This is a genomic window from Mesorhizobium sp. RCAM 06353 (assembly GCF_059683585.1).
Genome location: NZ_CM185031.1, coordinates 1,212,120 through 1,233,484, shown reverse-complemented (window position 1 = coordinate 1,233,484; position 21,365 = coordinate 1,212,120). Strand labels below are relative to the sequence as shown.

The following is a 21,365-nucleotide window of genomic DNA, read 5'->3' as shown; positions in this document are numbered from 1 at the left end:
CATGAAGCTTCTCATCGTCGGCGGCTACGGCACCTTTGGCGGACGCATCATCCAACTGCTGGAGAACGAACCGCGCCTGACGGTGATCGTTGCCGGCCGCTCTTTGACCAAGGCCGAGGCCTGGTGCGGAAGCCGTGGTGCGGTCGCCGCGCAATTGATGCCGGCAGCGTTCGATCGGAATGGCGATTTCGCCGCGCAACTGGCGTCGCTGCGTCCTGACACGCTGGTCGACGCCAGCGGCCCGTTCCAGGCCTATGGCGAGGGCCGTCATCGTCTGATCGCGGCCTGCATCGAGCAAGGCATCAACTACCTCGACCTCGCCGACGGCTCGGCTTTCGTCGCCGGCGTGCCGGCCTTCGATGCGGCCGCCAAGCGAGCCGGGCTGTTCGTGCTGTCCGGCGTCTCCAGCTTTCCCGTGCTGACGGCGGCCGTGGTGCGCCGGCTGTCCTGCGACATGGCGCGGATCGACACGATCAAAGGTGGCATCGCGCCGTCGCCCTATGCCGGCGTCGGCGAAAACGTCATCCGCGCCATAGCAGGCTATGCCGGTCAGCCGGTCGAACTGGTGCGCGACGGTGGCAAGGCGCAAGGTCATCCGCTGACCGAGCAGATGCGCTACACCATCGCGCCGCCCGGCCGCGTGCCGCTCAAGAACACGCTGTTTTCGCTGGTCGACGTGCCGGACCTGCGCGCGCTGGCACAATTGTGGCCGCAGGCGAAAACGATCTGGATGGGAGCGGGGCCGGTGCCCGAAATCCTGCATCGCGCCTTGAGCGGCCTTGCCTGGCTGGTGCGCATCGGGCTGGTGCGCTCGCTGTCGCCGCTCGCCCCGCTGATGTATTGGGCAACCAACCGGCTGCGCTGGGGTGAGCATCGCGGTGGCATGTTCGTCGCGGTCGCAGGTGCCGACCAGACCGGCAGGCCGCTCAAGCGCTCATGGCATCTGCTGGCCGAAGGTGATGACGGTCCGTTGATTCCGTCGATGGCGGTCGAGGCCTTGGTGCGCAAGGCGCTCGACGGACGTCTGCCGGCGGCCGGTGCCCGCGCCGCCGTGAACGATCTCGAGCTTGCCGACTACGAGGCCCTGTTCGCGGGCAGGACGATCTATCCCGGCTTTCGCGACGACACTGCCGGCGGCCCGCGCAAACCGCTCTATGCGGCTCTGCTCGGCGACGCCTGGCAGGGCTTGCCCGAAAAAATCCGTGCCATGCATGACCGCGCGAAAATGGCGGAAGGCCGCGCCAGTGTCGAGCGCGGGTCAGGTATCTTTAGCCGGATAACGGCATGGCTGGTCGGCTTTCCCAAGGCGAGCGCCGATATCCCAGTGCAGGTCCGCTTCGACGTCGACAAGGACGAAGAAACCTGGACGCGGACATTCGGCACAGACAGCTTCTCCAGCCGCCAGTTCGCGGGCCGGGGACGCTCTGAGCGCCTGTTGTGCGAACGCTTCGGCCCGCTGACCTTCGCCATGGCGCTGGTGACCGGGGAGGGCAGGTTGTCGCTCGTCCTGCGCGGTTGGAGCGTTCTTGGCCTGCCCTTGCCGATGTGGCTCTGCCCGCGCTCGACCTCCTCCGAGACGGTCGAGGATGGCCGCTTCCGCTTCCATGTCGAGATATCGCACCCGCTCACCGGCTTGATCGTGCGCTATCGCGGCTGGCTCGAACCGGTGGAATAGCACTGGTGCGAGCTCTCCGCTTGCGCCATTCCCGATCAAGGCCGAAAGATTTTTCCTGCGCCCTGTCGAAATCGGTTGCCGCCGCGCGACATACGTCTGGCCCGCAAGGACGCGGCCTTCGAACCACGGGAGAAGACCCATGCGATACATGATTTTGATCAACAGCGACGAAGCCGCGCTGGCGAACACGCCGATCGAGAAGGCTCAGCAGATGAGCGCGGCCTATGCCGCTTATACCGAAGCGTTGAAGAAATCCGGCGCATGGCTCGCCGGCGAACGGCTGCGCCCGAGCCAGGCGACCACCTCGGTGCGGATCACCGACGGCAAGACCAACGTGATTGACGGCCCCTATGCCGACACCAAGGAGCAGCTTGCCGGCTTCTACATGATCGAGGCGGCCGACATCGACACCGCCATCGAATGGGCGGCACGCTGTCCGGCGGCCAGCACCGGCACGGTCGAGTTGCGGCCGATCTGGGAGATGGCCGACTACATGCCCAAGAAATGACGATGTGCCCAGAAATGACGACGTAATGGACAGTCGCCCGGAGATCGCCCGGGCGGCCGCCGAGGCCGCCGCCCGGCAGAGCTATGGCAAGCTGGTCGCCTGGCTTGCGGCGCGCACGCGCGACGTGGCCGCCGCCGAGGACGCGCTGGCCGATGCCTTTGCCGCCGCGCTCGAACGCTGGCCGAAGTCAGGCGTGCCTGAAAAGCCGGAAGCCTGGTTGCTGGCGGTGGCGAGGCGCCGCCGCGTCGATGCGGTGCGGCGGCGGCTCACCCGAGAGGCGGCCCGCGATCATCTCCAGCTGATCGCCGAAGAGATGGAGGCGCATATGACCGAGGAGGACCTGCCCGACGAACGGCTGCGGCTGATGTTCGCCTGTGCGCATCCGGCGATCGAGCCCGGTGTGCGGGCGCCGCTGATCCTGCAGACCGTGCTTGGCTTCGATGCCGCGACGATCGCCTCCGCCTTCCTCGTCTCGCCCGCAACGATGGGCCAGCGCCTGGTGCGCGCCAAGACGCGCATCCGCGAAACCGGTATTCCGTTCCGCGTGCCGGAGCGGGCCGAACTCGGCGAACGTCTGGACGCGGTGCTGGAGGCGATCTATGCGGCTTTCGCCGAAGGCTGGTCCGATCCGGCCGGCACCGAGACTAGGGCGCGCAACCTTGCCACCGAAGGCATCTGGCTTGGCCGCCTGGTGGCCACGCTGATGCCGGAAGAGCCGGAAGCGCTTGGCCTGCTTGCGCTGATGCTGTTTGCCGAGGCACGCCGCGCAGCGCGGCGCAGCGCCGAAGGCGACTTCGTGCCGCTGGCCGAACAGGATTGCGATCTATGGGACCGCGCTCTCATCGATGAGGCGGAGGCGCTGCTTTCCCATGCCGCGGCGAGCGGCGTCATCGGCCGCTACCAGCTGGAGGCGGCCGTGCAGTCGGCGCATGCGGCGCGGCGGCTGACCGGCCGTACCGACTGGCCGGCGATCCGGGCGCTTTACGACGCGCTGGTTTCGATCGTCGGATCGCCGGTGGTGGCGATCAACCGCGCGGTGGCACTCGCCGAGACGGAGGGCGCCATGGCGGGGCTGGCAGCGCTTTACGTGCTGGGCGACGACAAACGGCTCAATGAGTATCAGCCCTATTGGGCGGCGCGGGCGGGTCTCCTGGCCAGGCTTGGTCAGGTGCCGCAGGCAACCGAAGCCTATGATCGCGCGATCGGCCTCGAGCGCGATCCGGCGGTGCGCCGGTTCCTGCAAGGTAAAAGGGCTGCGCTGCGAAACTGACCTTCAGCCCGGCCACATCTCGTGCGAAATGTTGAGTTTCTTCATCAGCGGGTGGCCGCGCAACTTGGCCCATAGCCGTTCGATATTCGGCCACGCCGCCCGCGCTCTGTCGATGTCAGGATGCCAGGCAATGAGCATGACGAGATAGATGTCGGCCACCGACATGGTCTCGCCGACCAGCCAGTCACGGCCTTGGAGAGCGGTATCGAGAACAGCGAAGCCTCGGTCCATTTCGGCGATTGCCGCCTGCTTGACGGCTTTCGTGCCGTCGGCGTCGGCCGTGTAGCGATGGGCGTAGTACAGCCGCAGCACCGCCGGATAGAGCACCGACGACATGAAGGCCATCCAGCGCAGGAACGCGGCGCGGGCCGGCGCGTCGACCGCCGGTGCCAGGCCGGCCTGCGGATGGCGTTCGGCAAGCAGGATGCATATCGCCGCGGATTCGGTCATCGAGCTTCCGTCCGGCAAGGTCAGCACCGGCACCTGGTTCAGCGGGCTGATGTCGAGGAAGGCCGGATCGGGCCGGTCGGATTTCGGCACGTCGATCTGCTCGAACGGTGCATTGGCCAGTGCCAGCGCGGCCTCGACGACGAAGCCGCCGCTGCCTGGGCGGGTATAAAGCTTGTACATGAAATCCTCCCCTGGCCCGAACAGAGCGGGCCGGGGGCGATATGAACCGGAAGCAGCGCCTCGCTCAAGCCGCCAGCGGTCGCCACCAGCGGTTTTTCAGCGGGCCAGCAAATGCCGCGGTTCGTCGAGGCTGTGGAACTACGCCCCCAGCCCTTCGAACAGGATGGTCGACAGATAGCGTTCGGCGAAATCGGGGATGACCACGACCAGGGTTTTGCCCTTGTTCTCCGGCCGCGAGCCGACGACGATTGCCGCTTGCAGGGCAGCACCCGACGAGATGCCGACCGGTACGCCTTCGAGGCGAGCGACGAGGCGCGCATTGGCGACGGAATCCTCGTTGGAAACCTTGACGATCTCGTCATAGATCGTGGTGTCGAGGATCTTGGGCGCAAAGCCGGCGCCGATGCCCTGGATCTTGTGCGGGCCGGGCTGGCCGCCTGAGAGGACCGGCGAGGCTTCCGGCTCGACGGCAACGACATGCACGGATGGCTTGAGTTTCTTCAGCACCTGGCCGACGCCGGTGATGGTGCCGCCAGTGCCTATGCCGGCAACGAAGATATCGACCTCGCCCTGGGTGTCGTTCCAGATCTCCTGGGCTGTCGTCTTGCGGTGGATTTCCGGATTGGCGGGGTTTTCGAACTGCTGCGGGATGACGGCGTTGGGGATCGTCGCGGCCAGTTCGTCGGCCTTGGCGATAGCGCCTTTCATGCCTTTCGGGCCTTCGGTCAGCACCAGTTCGGCGCCGAGCAGCGCCAGCATTTTTCTGCGCTCGACCGACATCGTCTCGGGCATGGTCAGGATCAGCTTGTAGCCCTTGGCGGCGGCGGCGAAGGCAAGCGCGATGCCGGTATTGCCCGAGGTCGGTTCGATCAGCGTCGTTTTGCCGGGCGAAATCTTGCCGGCCGCCTCCAGCGCCTCGATCATCGCCACGCCGATGCGGTCCTTGACCGAGGCGATCGGGTTGAAGAATTCGAGCTTGGCGACCAGATTGGCGACGATGCCCTTCTCCTTGGCGAACTTGTCGAGCCGTACCAGGGGCGTGTCGCCGATCGTGTCGGTGATGGAACTGTAGATGCGGCCGCGGCCGGGGACGCGGGCGGAGGTGACGGGCTTGTTCATTGGTTTCGCTCCCAGAATTTCAGGCAAGTGGAGAATTTCAGGCAAGTGGCATTGCAGCCGGCAAGATAAGGCTTTCAGCCGCGCAACATAAGCTGTCGGCCGGAAATATCCGAGTGGGGCCTGTGTCTAAAACGCCCTTGTCCCGGAAAAGCATTTCGCGGGGAAGCCTGGGGCCGGAATGTTTTGGCTGAAAGGGTGCTACTGGCGGGCCGCGATCGCTGCTGCGGCGCCGACCATGAAGCCGGCGGCGGTGCGGTTCAGCACTTTCAGCGCGCGCGGCGATTTCAGGAACCAGCGCGCCTTGGCGGCGAGCGCCAGATAGGGCACCAGCACGACGAACAGCACGACAACCGTCAGCGCGACGAGAATGCCGTAATCGGCCAGCGTGATCGTCTTCAGGTCGACGATGGTCGGCGTGATGGCGAGGTAGAAGATCATCGTCTTCGGATTGCCGAGCGTGACGGTGAGGCCGGCGACAAAGCTCGAAACCAGTCCGCCCTTGCCCTTCCGGGATTCGACGGTTTCGGGCGTGATGCCGGCGGTCCAGAAGCGCCAGCCGAGAAATGCAAGATAGGCGACACCCAGCCATTTGATGGCCAGGAACACCATGCCGAAGGTCTGCGCGACAAAGGCGAGGCCAAGCACCACGGCGGTCAGATAGGTGAGGTCGCCCAGCATCAGGCCGAACGACATGGCCAGCGACGAGCGAAAACCGGAGCCGAGCGCCCGCGCGACAAGCGCGGTGACGCCTGGGCCGGGAATGGCAGCGGCGATGCCAAGGGCGGCACTGTAGGCGAGGAAGCCGGTGAGGGTCATGGATGGGGACCGCTGTTTGGGACGGCGCCTTGTCGCACAAAGTCAGGCTCGCGGGAATTCCCTGACGCCGGATTCGATTGCACCACGCCGAAATGCGGTCAGGACCGCCCGCCGCCATAGGTCACGCGCCAGATCGTGCCGTTGCCGTCCTCGGTCATGATCAGCGCGCCGTCGGCCGCCACCGCCACGCCCACCGGCCGGCCCCAGACCTCGCCATTGGAGACGACGAAACCGGTCATGAAGTCCTCGTATTCGCCGGTCGGCTTGCCATCCCTGAACAGCAATCGGACGACCTTGTAGCCGGTCCTGTTGCCGCGATTCCACGAACCGTGCAGGGCGACAAAGGCGTCGCCCCGGTATTCCCTGGGAAAACCGGTGTCGGCCGCAAAATCCTTGCGGTCGTAGAAGGTGATGTTGAGCGGCGCCGAATGCGCCTGCATCAGCACGTCGGGAATGGTCGCTTTGCCAGCGAGATCGGGGCGCGCGCCCTTGTAGCGCGGGTCCTCGTGGTTGCCGATATAGTACCAGGGCCAGCCGTAAAAGGCGCCGTCCTTGACCGAGGTGGCGTATTCGGTGGGCACATTGTCGCCGAGCGCGTCGCGCTCGTTGACGACGCACCACAGCGCGCCGGTCGCCGGCTGGACGGTCATGCCCGAACAGTTGCGCAGGCCGGTGGCGACGATGCGGCCGTTCTTGCCGTCCGGGTCGAAGGCCAGCACGTCGGCGCGGCCTTCTTCGGAGCCCCATGCAGCGCCCAGCGGCTTCGCCTTGACCCACGCGTCGAGGCCGCCATCCGGCGCCTTGCCCATATCCTCGGCGACATTCGAACCCGAGCCGACCGACAGATAGAGCGTCTTGCCGTCAGGCGAAAAAACGATGTCGCGCGTCCAGTGATGGTTCGAGGGAATGTTGTCGACGATGGTTTCCGGTTCGTCCGATGCCTTCAGGTCGTCCTTGCGGTAGGCAAAGCGCACGATGCTGTCGCTGTTGGCGACATAGACCCATTGCGGGTCATCGCCCGGTGGATAGAAGGCAATGCCATAGGGCTGGTTGAGATTGCCGGCGAAGATGCCGTCTTCGGCGGGCTTGGCGCTGTCCTTGGCCAGGCGGTAGACACGGATCTGGTTGGCCTCGCTGTCGGCCACGAACAGGTCGCCGTTCGGGGCGATGCGCACGACGCGCGGATTGTCGATGCCCGAGGCGATCAGCTCGGCCGAAAAGCCGGGCGGCAATTGCGGTTTGGTGTCCGCGGGCCTTTCGGCAAGGCCGGCGCTGTTAGAGGCGGACTTGGTGACATAGGGCTTCGGCAGGTCTTCCGGCTTGATCAGGCGGCGCACGCCGGGCTTGTCGGCGCGCCAGTCGCCGAAGGCGGCCGCGCCCTTCAGCACCGGCTGGTCCGCCTGCTCTGCGAATGCCGCGCCTGTGAGCAAGAGGGCGGGAAGCACCAGTCCGGCCAATCGGATCATTTTGTCCTCCATCGGATCGCGAAGGAAACCAACGACCGGTCTGTCCCGGGGTTCCGCCTCGCGCGACGGCTGGAAGCGAAAATCTGTTTCCGGTCTATGTCCCGGCAGCTAAAAAATCGTCGTCTAGGCGTTTTTCCAGCGCGACCAGATCCGCCGGCAACGGCAGGCCCATGGCACGCATTTCCTGCAGTTTTTCGCGCAACTGTTCCTGGATCTCGTGCTGGTCTTCCGGCTGGTTGACCATCTCTTCGAGCAGCAGACTGATCCGGGCCTTGAGTTCTTCGAGCGCCATTCTTTTTCTCCTCAGCAGCCTATTCTTCGATTTGGCATCTAGGTGTGTTGAGATTCAGGTCAGGCCGCGCCGAAAATGGTTGATACCGAGAACCGGAGCGGAGCGTACTTTTCGTACGTGAGCACCGGAAGCGCAGGTATCAGCCATTTGCAGGCCGGCCTCACCTGAATATCAATGCACCTAGCGTAGCATGCGCGATATGAGCTGCGCCGTATAATCGACCATCGGCACGATGCGGGCATAGTTGAGCCGGGTCGGACCGATGACGCCGAGCGCGCCGACGACGCGGGCATCCTTGTCGCGATAGGGCGCGACCACCAGCGACGAGCCCGACAGCGAGAACAGCTTGTTTTCCGAACCGATGAAAATGCGCACGCCCGATCCCTGCTCGGCGAGATCGAGCAGCTGGATCAGCCCGTCCTGCGTCTCCATGTCCTCGAACAGATGGCGCAACAATTCGATATCGGCCTGGGCGGTGACGTTTTCGAGCAGATTGGCGCGGCCGCGCACGATGAGCCGTGCCGGCAGGCCGCTATCGGCGCCCGCCCATACCGCCAGGCCTTTCTCGACGAGGTCCTGCGACAGCGTGTCGAGAGCGGCTCTCGTCTCTTCCTTGATGCGGGCGATCTCGACCCGCGCCTCGGCCAGCGTACGGCCGCGAATATGCGCGTTGAGGAAATTCGAGGCCTCGTGCAGTTGCGAGACGGTGATGCCGGCGGGCAGCTCGACGACGCGGTTTTCGACATCGCCATTCTGCGACACCAGCACGGCAAGCGCCTTGGTCGGCTCCAGCTGGATGAATTCGATATGCTTCAGCGCCACCTCGTTCTTGGCGGCCAGCACCAGGCCGGCGCCGCGCGACATGCCCGACAGCATCTGGCTGGCCTCGGTCAGCATGTGCTCCAGCGTGGCGCCCGAGCCGGAGGCCCGCACCTGTGCCTCGATGGTACGTCGCTCCTCGTCGGAGAGGTCGCCAAGCTCCATGAAGGCATCGACAAAGAAACGCAGGCCGGCCTGCGTCGGCAGCCGGCCGGCCGAGATGTGCGGCGCATAAATCAGCCCGAGATGCTCAAGGTCGCTCATCACATTGCGGATGGTGGCCGGCGACAGCGAGGAGGGCAGGATGCGCGACAGGCTGCGCGAGCCGACGGGCTCGCCATCCCTGAGATAGGAATCGACGATGCGCCGGAAGATGTCACGCGAGCGCATATCCAGCGATTGCAGAGCGGGTGACAGCAAACTGGGTTCGGCGACTGCTTTGGTCATGTGGCCAAAAACCTCCGGTCTCAAGATATAGACCTACGCCGGGGCCGCGCAACCCGGTGTCTGTGTTAGATCACCCGGTGTCTGTGTCAGATCGTCAGGCCATTTTCCTTTGCGCCATAGGCCTCATGCAGCTACAAGCCGGCCAAGATTTCAAAAAGTGACAAGAAAGTAGCCTGAATGCGCCCCTCCAAACGCCAATTCGACGAAATGCGCGCCATCTCCTTCGAGCGCGGCGTCTCCAAGCATGCCGAAGGCTCGTGCCTGGTGAAGTTCGGCGATACCCATGTCCTGTGCACCGCCAGCCTTGAAGAAAAGGTGCCGGGCTGGATGCGCAATTCCGGCAAGGGCTGGGTGACGGCCGAGTACGGCATGCTGCCGCGCTCGACCGGCGAGCGCATGCGCCGCGAGGCTTCCGCCGGCAAGCAGGGCGGCCGCACGCTGGAAATCCAGCGCCTCATCGGCCGTTCGCTGCGTGCCGTGGTCGATTTGCAGGCGCTGGGCGAACAGCAGATCACCGTCGATTGCGACGTCATCCAGGCCGATGGCGGCACCCGCACCGCCTCGATCACTGGCGGCTGGGTGGCGCTGTATGACTGCCTGCGCTGGATGGAAGCCCGGCAGATGGCCAGCGTCGCCAAGGTGCTGAAGGACCATGTCGCGGCGATTTCCTGCGGCATCCATGACGGCCAGCCGGTCATCGACCTCGATTATCTCGAGGATTCCTCGGCCGGCACCGACGCCAATTTCGTCATGACCGGCAAGGGCGGCATCGTCGAGATCCAGGGCACCGCCGAGGGCGAGCCTTTCTCGGAAGACCAGTTCGCGGAATTGATGGGCCTGGCCAAGAAAGGCATCCAACGCCTGGTCAGCCTGCAGCAGATGGCGGTGGCTTAGGATTTAAATGCCGAGCTTGAACACCCCCTCTGCCCTGCCGGGCATCTCCCCCGCAAGGGGGGAGATCGGCTGTGTTCGCGAGTTTCGCCAATCACCAACGTTGCAAGCCATGAGCCGGCGTTGACGCTGCCAATCTCCCCCTTGCGGGGGAGATGGCCGACAGGCCAGAGGGGGGTGCCTCGTGATCCCCTCAGCTATTCTTGAGTCCGCTCTCTACGTCACAGACCTGCAGGCGGCGGAAAGCTTCTACACCGACATCCTGGGTCTCGACTTGCTCGGCAAGGTCGACGGCCGGCATCTTTTCTTCCGCTGCGGACCCGGCGTGCTGCTCATCTTCAATGCCGAAGCGACCAGGATCCCGCCGGCACCCGATGCCCGGCTGCCGGTGCCGCCGCACGGCACGGTCGGCGAAGGCCATCTCTGCTTTGCGGCGACCACCGACGAAATCGCCGGCTGGAAAGCGCATCTGGGGGCAAAAAGAATCGCCATCGAAAGCGAATTCGAATGGCCGCAAGGCGGCCGTTCGATCTATATACGCGACCCCTCGGGCAATTCGATCGAGTTCGCCGAGCCGAGAATCTGGGGCCTTTGATGCATACTCTTGATGGCAAGAAGATCGTCGTCGCCAGCCACAATGCCGGCAAGCTGCGCGAATTCGCCGATTTGATGGGGCCGTTCGGCTTCGAAGCGAAGTCGGCCAAGGACTATGGCCTGCCGGAGCCCGACGAGACCGGTACCACTTTCGAGGAAAATGCCTACATCAAGGCACTGGCCGCCGCACAGGCGACCGGCCTGCCGGCGCTGTCGGACGATTCCGGCCTCTGCGTCGACGCGCTCGATGGCGCGCCCGGCGTCTACACCGCCAACTGGGCCGAAGCCCCGGACGGATCGCGCGATTTCGCCATGGCCATGCAGCGCACCGAAGTGGCGCTGCAGGAAGTCGGCGCCGCCTCGGCCGACCAGCGCAAGGGCCGCTTTGTCGCCGTCATCTGCCTCGCCTTCCCCGATGGCGAGGCCGAATATTATCGCGGCGAGGCCAAAGGCACGCTGGTCTGGCCGCCGCGCGGCGAGCTTGGTTTCGGCTACGATCCGGTGTTTTTGCCGGATGGGTTCGAAAAAACGTTCGGCGAGATGAGCGCCGAGGAAAAGCACGGCTGGAAACCCGGCCAAGCCACGGCACTCTCACATCGCGCCCGTGCTTTCCAGAAATTCGCCAAAGCAAGATTGGGCTCGGCATGACTGGATCCGGCATCACCATGCCGCTGGATCGCAGCCCCGGCTTCGGCGTCTACATCCATTGGCCGTTCTGCGCGGCCAAATGCCCCTATTGCGACTTCAACAGCCATGTTCGCCACCAGCCGGTCGACCAGGAGCGCTTTGCCGCCGCCTTCGAGGCGGAACTGGCGACCATGCGTCAGCGCACCGGGCCGCGCGAGGTGACCAGCATTTTCCTCGGCGGCGGCACGCCGTCGCTGATGAAGCCGGAAACCGTGGCCAGGGTGCTGGACGCGGTGGCCAAGAACTGGACGGTGCCCGATGGCATCGAGGTGACGCTGGAGGCCAACCCGTCCTCGGTCGAGGCGGAACGGTTTCGCGGTTACCGGGCGGCCGGCGTCAATCGCGTTTCGCTCGGCGTGCAGGCGTTGAACGACAAGGATTTGCGTTTCCTCGGCCGGCTGCACAATGTCGAGGAAGCGCTGCATGCCATCGGCCTGGCGCGAGAAATCTTTCCACGCCTGTCCTTCGACCTGATCTATGCCCGCCCCGGCCAGACGCCGGAGGCTTGGGCAGCGGAGCTCGAACAGGCGATCGGCCACGCCGCCGACCATTTGTCGCTCTACCAGCTGACCATCGAGGAAGGCACGCCGTTCCACGCGCTGCATGCGGCGAAGAAATTCATCATCCCCGACAACGACCATGCCGCCGACCTCTATGCGTTGACGCAGGAAATCACCACGGCGCACGGCCTGCCGGCCTATGAGATTTCCAACCATGCCCGGCCGGGCGCCGAAAGCCGGCACAATCTGACCTATTGGCGCTATGGCGAGTATGTCGGTGTCGGCCCTGGTGCGCATGGCCGCTTCGTCGAGAATGGCCGGCGCACCGTGACGATCGCCGAAAGAATGCCGGAAACCTGGGCGAACCTCGTCGAAGCCAAGGGCCATGGCGTCACCGGCGGCGAAATCCTGACGCGCTCGGAGGAGGCCGACGAGTTCCTGCTGATGGGGTTGCGTCTGGCGGAAGGCATAGACCTGTCCCGCTACGAAGCGTTTTCCGGCCGCGGCCTGTCGACGGCGCGGCTGTCGATGTTGCAGGGCGAGGGGCTGGTGGCGCCGATCGGCAATGCGCGGCTGCGCGCTACGCCGGCCGGCATGATCGTGCTCGACGCCGTGGTGGCGGATCTGGCGCGGTAGGCCCACGGGCCAAATGGCTTTAACCGAGGCGGACAATTTATCGACTCGCACAAGGATGATAGAAGTTCGGCTTGTTCAGCCGAAGGCGCGTTGCACGCCGCATCCAAGATGGGTCCTGCGATGAAGTTCTTGATCCATGAGACACTGCGGACATTGAACACGGATGATGTGTTCGAGTTTGGGCTAGGCGAGATCTCCAAACCTTCGGAGGATGAAGATTTCTACGAGGCAGAGGTGATTTTTATCAAGAATGGAAAGGTCCTGACCAAGGGAAAGACGGGCAATCTGAGCGAATTCAGCGTCGTAACCAGCTTTATCACCTTCATAGGAATCAGGCTTAGAGCGGTCGCCAAGGACGATTCGATAGAGTTCGACCTGAATGGACTTACCATGGATCAGTACATCCCTTTGACCAAAAAGATACGAGAGATATGGGATGAGTAATTGTGTGCGGTCGAGGGTTACCGGTCGTAGAAATAAGCGAACTGAAGATCGAAGCTTTTGAAAAACGTCCTCTTTGTCTGCAGCCAGAACCGCTTGCGCAGCCCGACCGCCGAGCAGGTGTTTTCCGCGCGCCGGGATATCGACGTTGCGTCGGCGGGGACCAACCATGACGCCGACACGCCGCTGACGCATGAGCTGGTCGCCTGGGCCGATATCATCTTCGTCATGGAAAAGATGCACCGCACCAAACTGCAGAAGAAATTCAAGACGAGCCTGAAGAAGGCCCGGGTCATCTGCCTCGATATACCGGATAACTATGAATTCATGGATCTGGAGCTGATTGAGCTTCTGAAGGCGCGCGTTTCACGCTATCTGGCGTGATCCAGACCTTCGCCGTCGTTGGATACACGCCGCATCGCCCCATCTCCGTCCGCGATGAGCGAGAGCAGTCACGCAGGTCGCGCTTGTCAGGCGTCGTGTTTGAAACGCCGCTTGCCGCGATCTTTCTCGGCATGCGCCTCTCCGGTCCGGGCCGGTTTGGCATCGGCCTTTTCGCGGCGAACGCTGTGCTGGTCGTTCATCGGATGCGTCGGCACGCCTTCCCTGGCGGTTTTCGTTTCAAGGCGGGTGATGAATATATCGAAGCGATTGGGCATCGTACGGTCAGTGCTCCGTCGTGCTGTCGGGTTCGTTGTCGGAAAGCCTGACATTCGTCGGCAAGGCGGTTGTCGCCCGCCTGGTCAGGCTGGTGTCGGTCTTGGAGCGCTTGTCCCTGGGTGCGGCAACGCGCTTGCGGCCGGCATAGTAGGGTTCGAAAGCGTCCTGTATCTTCAGGCTGTCCATCCTGTCCTCCTCCGGAATCAGGGGCTAAATCTGCCAATTCCGGTTTGGTTCCCCACTGTGGCGAAGGCATGGCGATTGCCTTACATCGGCGTGAGCTTTTGCAAGCCGGCACCAGCCATGCCAAACAAGATTTGGCAGGCCGAACAGGGCTGAACGGAGACGGCATCAGTGACCGATGAGACGGGCAAGCGCAGCTATGTGGTCGGGCAGACCGAGATCGCGGCCCGTCCGCTCGAGCCGGCGCTCTATCTGGTGGCCACTCCGATCGGCAATCTCGCCGACATCACGCTGCGCGCGCTGGAGACGCTGGCCGCCGCCGACATCGTCGCTTGCGAGGACACAAGGGTGTCGCGCGTGCTGCTCGACCGCTACGGCATCCGCCGCCGCACCACCGCCTATCACGAGCACAATGCAGGCGAGGCCGGGCCGAAGCTGATATCAGCCCTCCAGGCTGGCCAGAGCGTGGCGCTGATTTCCGATGCTGGGACGCCGCTGGTGTCCGATCCCGGCTATCGCTTGGTCGGCGAGGCGATCGACCATGGCATTCGCGTCGTGCCGATCCCCGGCCCATCGGCGCCGCTTGCCGCACTGACGGCATCGGGCCTGCCCTCCGACGCCTTCCTGTTCGCCGGATTTTTGCCAGTCAAATCAGGCCAGCGGCTGACGCGGCTGGAAGCCCTGAAAGCCGTGCCGGCGACGCTGATCTTTTTCGAATCGCCGCGCCGGTTGGCCGAATCGCTCGCCGCCATGGTCGAGGCCCTCGGCGGCGAACGCAAAGCCGCCATCGGCCGCGAATTGACCAAGACCTTCGAGGAAATGCGCATCGGAACGTTGTGGGCGCTGGCCGACCACTATGCGGCGGCCGACACGCCGAAGGGCGAGATCGTCGTCTGCGTCGGCCCCGCCGAGGCCAAGCCGGACGAGCCGGCCGATATTGACCGCCTGCTGTTGTCGCTTGCCGCCGAAATGCCGGCGTCCAAGGCGGCTGCGGAGGCCGCCAAAATGACCGGCGGCCAGAAACAGGCGCTGTATCGGCGGCTGCTGGAGCTCAGGGAAGGCGACGGTGGCTGAGCGGCCGAGCGCCAGCCGCCAAAAGGCCTATCGGCGCGGCCATCGCGGCGAATGGCTGGCGGCGGCCGCGCTGATGCTGAAGGGCTACCGCATTCTCGCGCGCCGCCACCGCACCCGCTTCGGCGAGATCGACCTGATCGCGCGGCGCGGCGACCTCGTGCTGTTCGTCGAGGTCAAGGCGCGCCGCTCCTTGATGGAAGCGATGGAGGCAATCGGCCACGAATCGGAGCGTCGCATCGAGGGCGCCGCTGATATCTGGCTGTCGCGACAGCCGGACTACGGCAAACTGTCAATGCGTTTCGACATGGTCGCGGTGCTGCCCTGGCGCTGGCCGGTGCATGTCGAGAACGCATTTTATGGACGGAATTAGAGGGGTTACCCTCCCCCTTGTGGGGAGGGTCGGCGAGCCAGCGACGCAAGGCGTCGTTGGCGAACCGGGGCGGGGGTATGGCGCCGACTCCCACCCCGATCCGCTTTGCGGATCGACCCTCCCCACAAGGGGAGGGTAAGCTCACCCCCAGATAAACAACGCCACCAGTCCGACAATCCCCACCACCAGCCGCCACCAGCCGAACAGCGAGTAGCCGTTGCGCGAGACGTAATCGAGGAGGTAGCGCACCACGATCAGCGCCGCGATGAAGGCGGCGACGAAGCCGATGGCGATGATCGGCAGATCGGCGCTGCTCAGCACGTTGCGGTTCTTGAACAGATCGAAGGCAAAGGCGCCGACCATGGTCGGGATGGCGAGGAAGAACGAAAATTCCGCCGCCGCCCGCTTGTCGACGCCCAGAAGCAGCGCGCCGACGATGGTCGAGCCGGAGCGCGAGGTGCCGGGGATCAGCGACAGGCACTGGAAAAGCCCGATCTGCAGGTAAAGCCGGGTCGGAAAGCGCTCGACGTCGCGGTAGACCGGCTTCAGGTTCATGCGGTCCACCGCCAGCAGGATGACGCCGCCGATGATCAGCATGACGCAGATCAGCCGTGGCGATTCGAACAGCACCGTCTTGATGAAATCATGCGCCAGCGCGCCGATGATCGCCGCCGGCAGGAAGGCGATGAGGATGCCGATGACGAAATGCCGCGTCAGCCGGTCATGCGGCAGGTCGAGCAGCATCTGCCACAGGCGGCGGAAATAGACGCTCAAAATCGCCAGTATGGCGCCGAGCTGGATCAGGATCTCGAAGGCCTTGCCGGTCGAATGGAAGCCGAGGAAATGGCCGGCGAGCAGGATATGGCCGGTCGAGGACACCGGAATGAACTCGGTCAACCCCTCCAGCAGGCCGAGCAGCAGGGCTTCGACGATGGTCTGGCTTTCCATGGCTACCTCGGCTTTGCGCGACGGCTAACAGAACGGCTTGCTTGTCATGGCGTTGAAGTCCCCCTATAGGTCGCAACACCCTGACGGCCCGCTAACCGGGCGGCCAAGACTTACCGGTGCGCCCGGCGATTCGCCAGTGCGCTTTATCATCGCGGAACCATGCTGACGCTTTTCCATCACCCCATGTTCGCCACCTGCCGCTTCGTCCGCCTTGCCTTTGGCGAGTATGGCGAGGAGCTGGCGCTGATCGAGGAAAAGCCGTGGACCCGGCGCAAGGAGTTTTTGGCGCTGAACCCGGCCGGCACGCTGCCGATCCTGCTCGCCGAGGGCGACGTCCCGATCGTCGGCGCGACCGTCATCGCTGAATATCTCGACGAGACGCGCGGCGTCTTGAAGCGCGACAAGCGGCTGTTCGCCGAAGACCCGATGCAGCGCGCCGAAATCCGCCGGCTGACCGACTGGTACCTCAACAAGGCCGAAAGCGAAGTGACAAGGCATCTGGTGCGCGAACGCGTGCTGAAGCCGGTCATGCCGGAAACGGCGGGCGGCGGCTCGCCCGATTCGGGCGCCATCCGTGCCGCGCGCGCCAACATCCGCCAGCACATGAAATACACCAACTGGCTGGCCGGCACCCGCCACTGGCTGGCCGGCGGCAGGGTCACCTATGCCGACCTCGCTGCCGCAGCCACGCTGTCGGTGCTCGACTATCTCGGCGAGATCGACTGGCGCGAACATGCCGCGGCGCGCGAATGGTACACGCGGGTGAAGTCGCGGCCCTCGTTTAGGCCGCTCTTGACCGACCGCGTGCGCGGCCTGTCGCCGGTGTCGCATTATGCGGACCTCGACTTCTGACGCCGCAAAACTGCGCGCGCTGATCGACGCGGAGGCGCATCGCGCCGGCTTCGATGCCATCGCCGTCACCTCTCCCGATGCGATCCCGCTGGCCCCGGCGCGGCTGGCCGAATTCGTCGCCGACGGTTTTCACGGTTCGATGGACTGGATCGCCGAGACGATTGCGCGACGCAGTGAGCCTTCCACGCTTTGGCCTGACGTGCGCTCGATCGTCGTGCTGGCGATGAATTACGGCCCCGACCACGACCCGCGTGCGCTGCAGGCCAGGCACGACCGGGGCGCGATCTCGGTCTATGCGCAAAACCGCGACTATCACGAGGTGATGAAGGGGCGGTTGAAGGAAATCGCCGGCAAGATCGTGGCGCGCGCCGGCGGCGACGTGAAGGTGTTCGTCGACACCGCACCGGTGATGGAAAAGCCGCTGGCGGAAGCCGCCGGCCTTGGCTGGCAGGGCAAGCACACCAATCTGGTCAGTCGCGAACACGGCTCCTGGCTGTTCCTCGGCACCATCTTCACCACGGCCGAACTTGCGCCCGACCGCGCCGAGATCGACCATTGCGGCTCCTGCCGTGCCTGCCTCGACGCCTGCCCGACCGATGCTTTTCCGGCACCCTACCGGCTCGATGCGCGGCGCTGCATTTCCTACCTCACCATCGAGAACAAGGGACCGATCCCGCATGAATTCCGCGAAAAGATCGGCAACCGCATCTATGGCTGCGACGATTGCCTGGCCGCCTGCCCCTGGAACAAGTTTGCCCGCGCCGCCTCCGAGGCAAAACTCGCCGCGCGCGACGATCTGCGCGAGCCAGCGCTCGCCGAGCTGCTCGAACTGGACGACGCAGCCTTCCGGTCGTTTTTCTCGGGTTCGCCAATAAAACGCATCGGCCGCGACCGCTTCGTCCGCAACGTGCTGATCGCCGCCGGCAATTCCGGCGAGGCCTCGTTGACCGATACCGTGCGCGCCTTGCTCGGCGACGCCTCGCCGCTGGTGCGCGGCGCGGCAATATGGGCGCTGGCGCGGCTGGTGCCGGATGCCGAATATTCCGAACGGGCCGCGACCGGCCTGATGACCGAGAATGATGCGGCGGTGCGTGACGAATGGCGCCTGGCGCGGCCAACCAGGGCAGATGCATGAGCGAACAGCAGATTTTCATCTTCGGCGCCGGCTACTCCGGCAAGGCTTTTGCCCGCGCCAATCCGGGCGCCGCCAACATCCTGGGCACGACGCGCTCGCCCGACAAATTCGAGGCGCTGCGTCAGGCTGGTATCGCCCCGCTGCTGTTCGACGGCGTTCTGACTGGTGAAATCGCCGAAGCGCTAAACAAAACGACGCATCTGCTGATTTCAATCGCCCCGGAAGAGGCGGGCGATCCCGTGTTGAATGCTGCCCGCGCCGCGATCACCCAAATGCCGGCGCTGGAATGGATCGGCTATCTCTCGACCGTCGGCGTCTATGGCGATTATGGCGGGGCCTGGGTCAACGAAAAGACCACGTGCCGGCCGGTATCGAAACGCTCGGTCATGCGGGTCCAGGCCGAGCAGGCGTGGCGGAAGCTCGGCGAGGAGATCGGCCGGCCGCTGGCGATCCTGCGCCTGTCCGGCATTTACGGGCCTGGCCGCAATGGGCTGGTCAATCTGGAAAACGGCACCGCGCGGCGGCTGGTCAAGCCCGGCCAGGTGTTCAACCGCATTCATTGCGACGACATAGGCGGTGCTCTCTGGCAGCTGATCAAAGGCAATACAGGTGGCATTTTCAATGTCACCGACGATGAGCCGGCGCCGCCGCAGGACGTCGTCGCCTACGCCGCATCGCTGATGGGCGTCGAGCCGCCGCCCGAAATTCCTTTCGACACCGCCCAACTTTCGCCCATGGCGCGGTCCTTCTATGGCGAGAACAAGCGGGTCGCCAATGCGGCGATCAAGGCGGCGGGCTATCGCTTTCGTTTTCCGAACTACCGCGCCGCCTTCGACCACATGTGGGCAAGCGACGACTGGCGCGACGGCGAGGCGCGCAGCCCGATGAAGCGCTGACGATCGAAACGTCATGCGTTGCGTGCTATGATTTGGGCTGAGATTGCGGTGGGGATCCGGTTTCATGAAGACAGCGACGCGGTCATCCTTGTGCAGGAAATCGCTGCTGGCGGCACTTGGCCTGGCCGGTCTCGCCTTGCAGCCTGCGATGGCCGAGGAACGGGCAAAGGACCTGTTCGGCGCGGAAAAACTGCCGACCGCGACAGCGGCGCAGTCGATCGGCTTTTATTCCAAGGGCTGTTTTGCCGGTGGTGTCGCCATTCCCATGGATGGCCCGACCTGGGAAGTGATGCGGCCCTCGCGCAACCGCCGCTGGGGTCATCCGGCGATGATCGCCTTGATCGAGAAACTGTCGCGCGCCGCCGCCGCCGATGGCTGGCCGGGCCTGCTGATCGGCGACATCGCGCAGCCGCGCGGCGGCCCGATGCTGACCGGCCACGCCTCGCACCAGATCGGGCTTGATGCCGACATCTGGCTGACGCCGATGCCCAGCCGTCCGCTGTCGATGGCGCAGCGCGAATCGATGAGCGCCACCTTGATGGTCGACGAGAAGACGCATCTGGTGAAGGATGCGCTGTGGAAGCCGCAGCATACCGCACTTCTGAAGCGGGCGGCGAGCTACCCCGAAGTCGAGCGCATCCTGGTCAATCCCGGCATCAAGAAAAAGCTCTGCGACACCGTCAAGGGCGACCGCACCTGGCTGCGCAAGATCCGGCCGTTCTGGGGCCACGACTATCATTTCCACATGCGCATCGGCTGCCAGCCGGGTTCGCCCAATTGCAAGGCGCAGGAAGCGACGCCCGATGATGATGGCTGCGGCAAGCCGCTGGCCTGGTGGTTCACGGAAGAACCGTGGCGGCCCAACAAGAACCCGGATGCGCCGAAGGCGCGCGATGTGATGACGATGGCCAACCTGCCCAAGGAATGCCGCGCCGTGCTCGACGCGCCGGGCCCGGCCTCGGCCGAGGCCGCGACCTATCACGGCGGCGCCATGCCGGTCGTGGTCGCCGCACCCGAGCCGGAAGCGCCGCCCCAGCCTGCCGCCACGGCCAGTGGCGGCGATTTGCCAAGCGCGGCAAATGCTTTCGCCGCGACGCCCAGAATGGGCGCGCCCGTTCCTCGGCCCCGGCCGCCCGTGAACTGATCGCCGCTGCACATCACTAGGCTCAATCGGTTTAGCGGCCCGTTTATGCGAAACAGTGGCCGTTTGGCCGCAGAACCTCACTGCGCGCGCTGCCGGGTTCGAAAACCGTTTCCCTTTTCAAACTCATGCGCTAGTCAACGGAAGAACGGCGAGACGCCGTAGGGGGCGCCGGGGACGGACGAGAGCATGCCAAGCGTAAGCGATACCGACACGTCGTTGCGGTTTCCGATCCTGATCGGCGACATTGGCGGCACCAATGCACGCTTTTCGATCGTGCTCGACGCCAATTCCGAACCGACCGAGCCGCAAATCGTCCAGACGGCCAATTTCAACACCATCGATGAGGCGATCCAGGCGGCGGTGCTCGACCGCTCGTCGGTCCGCCCCAATTCGGCGGTGCTGGCGGTGGCCGGTCCGGTCGACGGCGACGAGATCGAACTCACCAACTGCCCGTGGGTCGTCAAGCCGAGGCAGATGTTTGCCAGCCTGGGCCTGAGCGACATTGTCGTGCTCAACGATTTCGAGGCGCAGGCGCTGGCCGTCGTCGCGCTCGGCGAAGAGCATATGGAAAAGATCGGCGGCGGCACGCCGGAGCCCAATGCCGGCCGCGTCGTGCTCGGGCCCGGCACCGGTCTCGGCGTCGCCGGGCTGGTCTATGCCTTGCGCCACTGGATTCCGGTGCCCGGCGAGGGCGGCCATATGGATATCGGCCCGCGCACGCCGCGCGATTTCGAGGTTTTCCCGCATATAGAGAAGCTCGAGGGCCGCATTTCCGGCGAGCAGATCCTGTGCGGCCGCGGTCTCGTCAACGTCTACCGCGCGGTGGCCAAGGCGGACGGCAAGCCGTCACCCTTCACCACGCCGGCCGAGGTCACCGGCGCGGCCTTGGCCAAGACCGATCCGGTGGCTGAGGAAGCGCTGGAAACCTTCGTCACTTGCCTCGGGCGCACTGCCGGCGATCTGGCTTTGGTGTTCATGAGCCGTGGCGGCGTGTTCTTGACCGGCGGCATCGCGCAAAAGATCGTGCCGGCGCTGAAAGCAGGCAATTTCCGCGCCGCCTTCGAGGACAAGGCGCCGCACAGCGCGCTGATGCGCACCATGCCCGTCTATGTCATCACCCACCCATTGGCGGCACTTCTCGGGCTTGCCGCCTATGCCAAGAACCCATCGCTGTTCGGCGTCCAGACGGCGGGCCGCCGCTGGCAGGCCTGAAAGCCAGCGCGACGCGCTCGCGCCCCCGCGACGAAGTTAATCAGGTGCGGGCATAGGCAATCGGGCCGCAGGGCGTTAAGAGGGGTGCCGAATTTGCAGC

At 64.8% G+C, this 21,365-nt stretch carries 25 protein-coding genes; 16 read left to right on the top strand and 9 right to left on the bottom strand.

The genetic code is table 11. The annotated features are described in order from the left end of the window. Position 1: 1 nt before the first annotated feature. From AC56QX_RS05630 to AC56QX_RS05620, 3 genes are all read left to right on the top strand, one after another. Positions 2-1,675, top strand: coding sequence for a saccharopine dehydrogenase family protein (locus AC56QX_RS05630; protein ID WP_497114206.1), 1,674 nt, complete (start codon positions 2-4; stop codon positions 1,673-1,675). A gap of 139 nt (positions 1,676-1,814) precedes the next feature. Then, positions 1,815-2,183, top strand: a complete 369-nt coding sequence (locus tag AC56QX_RS05625) for a YciI family protein (RefSeq protein ID WP_497114204.1) — start codon at positions 1,815-1,817, stop codon at positions 2,181-2,183. A 25-nt stretch (positions 2,184-2,208) separates the two neighbouring features. After that, the gene (locus tag AC56QX_RS05620; RefSeq protein WP_497114201.1) at positions 2,209-3,453 is read left to right on the top strand and encodes an RNA polymerase sigma factor; all 1,245 of its coding nucleotides are present in this window, start codon (positions 2,209-2,211) and stop codon (positions 3,451-3,453) included. A gap of 3 nt (positions 3,454-3,456) precedes the next feature. On the opposite strand, the gene AC56QX_RS05615 is transcribed toward AC56QX_RS05620, so the two are convergent. The 6 genes from AC56QX_RS05615 to hrcA form a co-directional block, all read right to left on the bottom strand. After that, entirely contained in the window at positions 3,457-4,083 is a 627-nt protein-coding gene (locus AC56QX_RS05615; protein ID WP_497114199.1) for a glutathione S-transferase family protein, read from the bottom strand. A gap of 138 nt (positions 4,084-4,221) precedes the next feature. After that, positions 4,222-5,202, bottom strand: a complete 981-nt coding sequence (gene cysK / locus AC56QX_RS05610; RefSeq protein ID WP_497114196.1) for a cysteine synthase A — start codon at positions 5,200-5,202, stop codon at positions 4,222-4,224. 198 nt (positions 5,203-5,400) lie between these two features. Then, a complete protein-coding gene (locus tag AC56QX_RS05605) occupies positions 5,401-6,018 on the bottom strand; it encodes a LysE family translocator (RefSeq protein WP_497114195.1) in 618 nt (205 codons plus the stop codon). Between the two features lie 98 nt (positions 6,019-6,116). Next, on the bottom strand, positions 6,117-7,484 hold the full coding sequence (locus AC56QX_RS05600) for a PQQ-dependent sugar dehydrogenase (RefSeq protein ID WP_497114194.1): 1,368 nt from the start codon (positions 7,482-7,484) through the stop codon (positions 6,117-6,119). 94 nt (positions 7,485-7,578) lie between these two features. Further along, positions 7,579-7,776, bottom strand: coding sequence for a hypothetical protein (locus AC56QX_RS05595; RefSeq protein ID WP_095202875.1), 198 nt, complete (start codon positions 7,774-7,776; stop codon positions 7,579-7,581). A 180-nt stretch (positions 7,777-7,956) separates the two neighbouring features. Next, a complete protein-coding gene (gene hrcA, locus AC56QX_RS05590; RefSeq protein WP_172221674.1) occupies positions 7,957-9,042 on the bottom strand; it encodes a heat-inducible transcriptional repressor HrcA in 1,086 nt (361 codons plus the stop codon). Between the two features lie 177 nt (positions 9,043-9,219). On the opposite strand from hrcA, the gene rph reads away from it, so the two are divergent. From rph to AC56QX_RS05560, 6 genes are all read left to right on the top strand, one after another. Continuing rightward, positions 9,220-9,936, top strand: coding sequence for a ribonuclease PH (rph, locus tag AC56QX_RS05585; protein WP_497114191.1), 717 nt, complete (start codon positions 9,220-9,222; stop codon positions 9,934-9,936). A gap of 181 nt (positions 9,937-10,117) precedes the next feature. Beyond that, positions 10,118-10,528: a VOC family protein gene (locus tag AC56QX_RS05580; protein WP_497114189.1), complete on the top strand. Its 411-nt coding sequence runs from the start codon at positions 10,118-10,120 to the stop codon at positions 10,526-10,528. Beyond that, positions 10,528-11,175 carry an RdgB/HAM1 family non-canonical purine NTP pyrophosphatase gene (gene rdgB, locus AC56QX_RS05575; protein WP_497114186.1) on the top strand — a complete coding sequence of 216 codons (648 nt, stop codon included), beginning with the start codon at positions 10,528-10,530 and terminating at the stop codon, positions 11,173-11,175. The genes AC56QX_RS05580 and rdgB overlap by 1 nt, the downstream gene beginning before the upstream one ends. Then, positions 11,172-12,350, top strand: a complete 1,179-nt coding sequence (hemW, locus tag AC56QX_RS05570) for a radical SAM family heme chaperone HemW (RefSeq protein WP_497114184.1) — start codon at positions 11,172-11,174, stop codon at positions 12,348-12,350. The genes rdgB and hemW overlap by 4 nt, the downstream gene beginning before the upstream one ends. A 120-nt stretch (positions 12,351-12,470) precedes the next feature. Beyond that, positions 12,471-12,794, top strand: a complete 324-nt coding sequence (locus tag AC56QX_RS05565; protein ID WP_497114182.1) for a hypothetical protein — start codon at positions 12,471-12,473, stop codon at positions 12,792-12,794. A 57-nt stretch (positions 12,795-12,851) separates the two neighbouring features. After that, positions 12,852-13,175: a low molecular weight protein tyrosine phosphatase family protein gene (locus tag AC56QX_RS05560; RefSeq protein WP_497114179.1), complete on the top strand. Its 324-nt coding sequence runs from the start codon at positions 12,852-12,854 to the stop codon at positions 13,173-13,175. An 86-nt stretch (positions 13,176-13,261) separates the two neighbouring features. On the opposite strand, the gene AC56QX_RS05555 is transcribed toward AC56QX_RS05560, so the two are convergent. Then, on the bottom strand, positions 13,262-13,450 hold the full coding sequence (locus AC56QX_RS05555) for a hypothetical protein (RefSeq protein ID WP_497114178.1): 189 nt from the start codon (positions 13,448-13,450) through the stop codon (positions 13,262-13,264). Positions 13,451-13,457: 7 nt separating this feature from the next. Further along, complete coding sequence (locus AC56QX_RS05550; RefSeq protein WP_497114175.1) at positions 13,458-13,637, bottom strand: hypothetical protein; 180 nt, start codon at positions 13,635-13,637, stop codon at positions 13,458-13,460. Between the two features lie 168 nt (positions 13,638-13,805). Between AC56QX_RS05550 and rsmI the strand changes: the two genes are divergently transcribed. Further along, complete coding sequence (gene rsmI / locus AC56QX_RS05545; protein ID WP_497114172.1) at positions 13,806-14,708, top strand: 16S rRNA (cytidine(1402)-2'-O)-methyltransferase; 903 nt, start codon at positions 13,806-13,808, stop codon at positions 14,706-14,708. Continuing rightward, positions 14,701-15,078 carry a YraN family protein gene (locus AC56QX_RS05540; RefSeq protein WP_497114170.1) on the top strand — a complete coding sequence of 126 codons (378 nt, stop codon included), beginning with the start codon at positions 14,701-14,703 and terminating at the stop codon, positions 15,076-15,078. The genes rsmI and AC56QX_RS05540 overlap by 8 nt, the downstream gene beginning before the upstream one ends. Positions 15,079-15,219: 141 nt before the next feature. On the opposite strand, the gene AC56QX_RS05535 is transcribed toward AC56QX_RS05540, so the two are convergent. Further along, a complete protein-coding gene (locus tag AC56QX_RS05535) occupies positions 15,220-16,026 on the bottom strand; it encodes an undecaprenyl-diphosphate phosphatase (protein ID WP_497114169.1) in 807 nt (268 codons plus the stop codon). A 159-nt stretch (positions 16,027-16,185) separates the two neighbouring features. Between AC56QX_RS05535 and AC56QX_RS05530 the strand changes: the two genes are divergently transcribed. The 5 genes from AC56QX_RS05530 (at position 16,186) to AC56QX_RS05510 (ending at position 21,265) form a co-directional block, all read left to right on the top strand. Then, positions 16,186-16,878 carry a glutathione S-transferase family protein gene (locus AC56QX_RS05530; RefSeq protein ID WP_027055582.1) on the top strand — a complete coding sequence of 231 codons (693 nt, stop codon included), beginning with the start codon at positions 16,186-16,188 and terminating at the stop codon, positions 16,876-16,878. After that, positions 16,859-18,013 (top strand): tRNA epoxyqueuosine(34) reductase QueG, encoded by a 1,155-nt coding sequence (gene queG / locus AC56QX_RS05525; protein ID WP_497114166.1) that lies wholly within the window; start codon positions 16,859-16,861, stop codon positions 18,011-18,013. The genes AC56QX_RS05530 and queG overlap by 20 nt, the downstream gene beginning before the upstream one ends. Next, positions 18,010-18,909: an SDR family oxidoreductase gene (locus AC56QX_RS05520; protein ID WP_497114164.1), complete on the top strand. Its 900-nt coding sequence runs from the start codon at positions 18,010-18,012 to the stop codon at positions 18,907-18,909. The genes queG and AC56QX_RS05520 overlap by 4 nt, the downstream gene beginning before the upstream one ends. A 64-nt stretch (positions 18,910-18,973) precedes the next feature. Continuing rightward, a complete protein-coding gene (gene mepA / locus AC56QX_RS05515; protein WP_497114163.1) occupies positions 18,974-20,053 on the top strand; it encodes a penicillin-insensitive murein endopeptidase in 1,080 nt (359 codons plus the stop codon). Positions 20,054-20,239: 186 nt separating this feature from the next. After that, on the top strand, positions 20,240-21,265 hold the full coding sequence (locus AC56QX_RS05510) for a glucokinase (protein ID WP_497114161.1): 1,026 nt from the start codon (positions 20,240-20,242) through the stop codon (positions 21,263-21,265). Positions 21,266-21,365: the final 100 nt, after the last annotated feature.

Coding starts and splice junctions, on each gene's coding strand:
- AC56QX_RS05550 (WP_497114175.1), bottom strand. CDS start 13,637: ATGGACAGCCTGAAGATACAGGACGCTTTCGAACCCTACTATGCCGGC.
- AC56QX_RS05555 (WP_497114178.1), bottom strand. CDS start 13,450: ATGCCCAATCGCTTCGATATATTCATCACCCGCCTTGAAACGAAAACC.
- hrcA (WP_172221674.1), bottom strand. CDS start 9,042: ATGACCAAAGCAGTCGCCGAACCCAGTTTGCTGTCACCCGCTCTGCAA.
- AC56QX_RS05620 (WP_497114201.1), top strand. CDS start 2,209: ATGGACAGTCGCCCGGAGATCGCCCGGGCGGCCGCCGAGGCCGCCGCC.
- AC56QX_RS05605 (WP_497114195.1), bottom strand. CDS start 6,018: ATGACCCTCACCGGCTTCCTCGCCTACAGTGCCGCCCTTGGCATCGCC.
- AC56QX_RS05565 (WP_497114182.1), top strand. CDS start 12,471: ATGAAGTTCTTGATCCATGAGACACTGCGGACATTGAACACGGATGAT.
- AC56QX_RS05530 (WP_027055582.1), top strand. CDS start 16,186: ATGCTGACGCTTTTCCATCACCCCATGTTCGCCACCTGCCGCTTCGTC.
- AC56QX_RS05625 (WP_497114204.1), top strand. CDS start 1,815: ATGCGATACATGATTTTGATCAACAGCGACGAAGCCGCGCTGGCGAAC.
- rph (WP_497114191.1), top strand. CDS start 9,220: ATGCGCCCCTCCAAACGCCAATTCGACGAAATGCGCGCCATCTCCTTC.
- hemW (WP_497114184.1), top strand. CDS start 11,172: ATGACTGGATCCGGCATCACCATGCCGCTGGATCGCAGCCCCGGCTTC.
- mepA (WP_497114163.1), top strand. CDS start 18,974: ATGAAGACAGCGACGCGGTCATCCTTGTGCAGGAAATCGCTGCTGGCG.
- AC56QX_RS05595 (WP_095202875.1), bottom strand. CDS start 7,776: ATGGCGCTCGAAGAACTCAAGGCCCGGATCAGTCTGCTGCTCGAAGAG.
- AC56QX_RS05630 (WP_497114206.1), top strand. CDS start 2: ATGAAGCTTCTCATCGTCGGCGGCTACGGCACCTTTGGCGGACGCATC.
- rdgB (WP_497114186.1), top strand. CDS start 10,528: ATGCATACTCTTGATGGCAAGAAGATCGTCGTCGCCAGCCACAATGCC.
- AC56QX_RS05615 (WP_497114199.1), bottom strand. CDS start 4,083: ATGTACAAGCTTTATACCCGCCCAGGCAGCGGCGGCTTCGTCGTCGAG.
- AC56QX_RS05520 (WP_497114164.1), top strand. CDS start 18,010: ATGAGCGAACAGCAGATTTTCATCTTCGGCGCCGGCTACTCCGGCAAG.
- queG (WP_497114166.1), top strand. CDS start 16,859: ATGCGGACCTCGACTTCTGACGCCGCAAAACTGCGCGCGCTGATCGAC.
- AC56QX_RS05510 (WP_497114161.1), top strand. CDS start 20,240: ATGCCAAGCGTAAGCGATACCGACACGTCGTTGCGGTTTCCGATCCTG.
- cysK (WP_497114196.1), bottom strand. CDS start 5,202: ATGAACAAGCCCGTCACCTCCGCCCGCGTCCCCGGCCGCGGCCGCATC.
- AC56QX_RS05600 (WP_497114194.1), bottom strand. CDS start 7,484: ATGATCCGATTGGCCGGACTGGTGCTTCCCGCCCTCTTGCTCACAGGC.
- AC56QX_RS05535 (WP_497114169.1), bottom strand. CDS start 16,026: ATGGAAAGCCAGACCATCGTCGAAGCCCTGCTGCTCGGCCTGCTGGAG.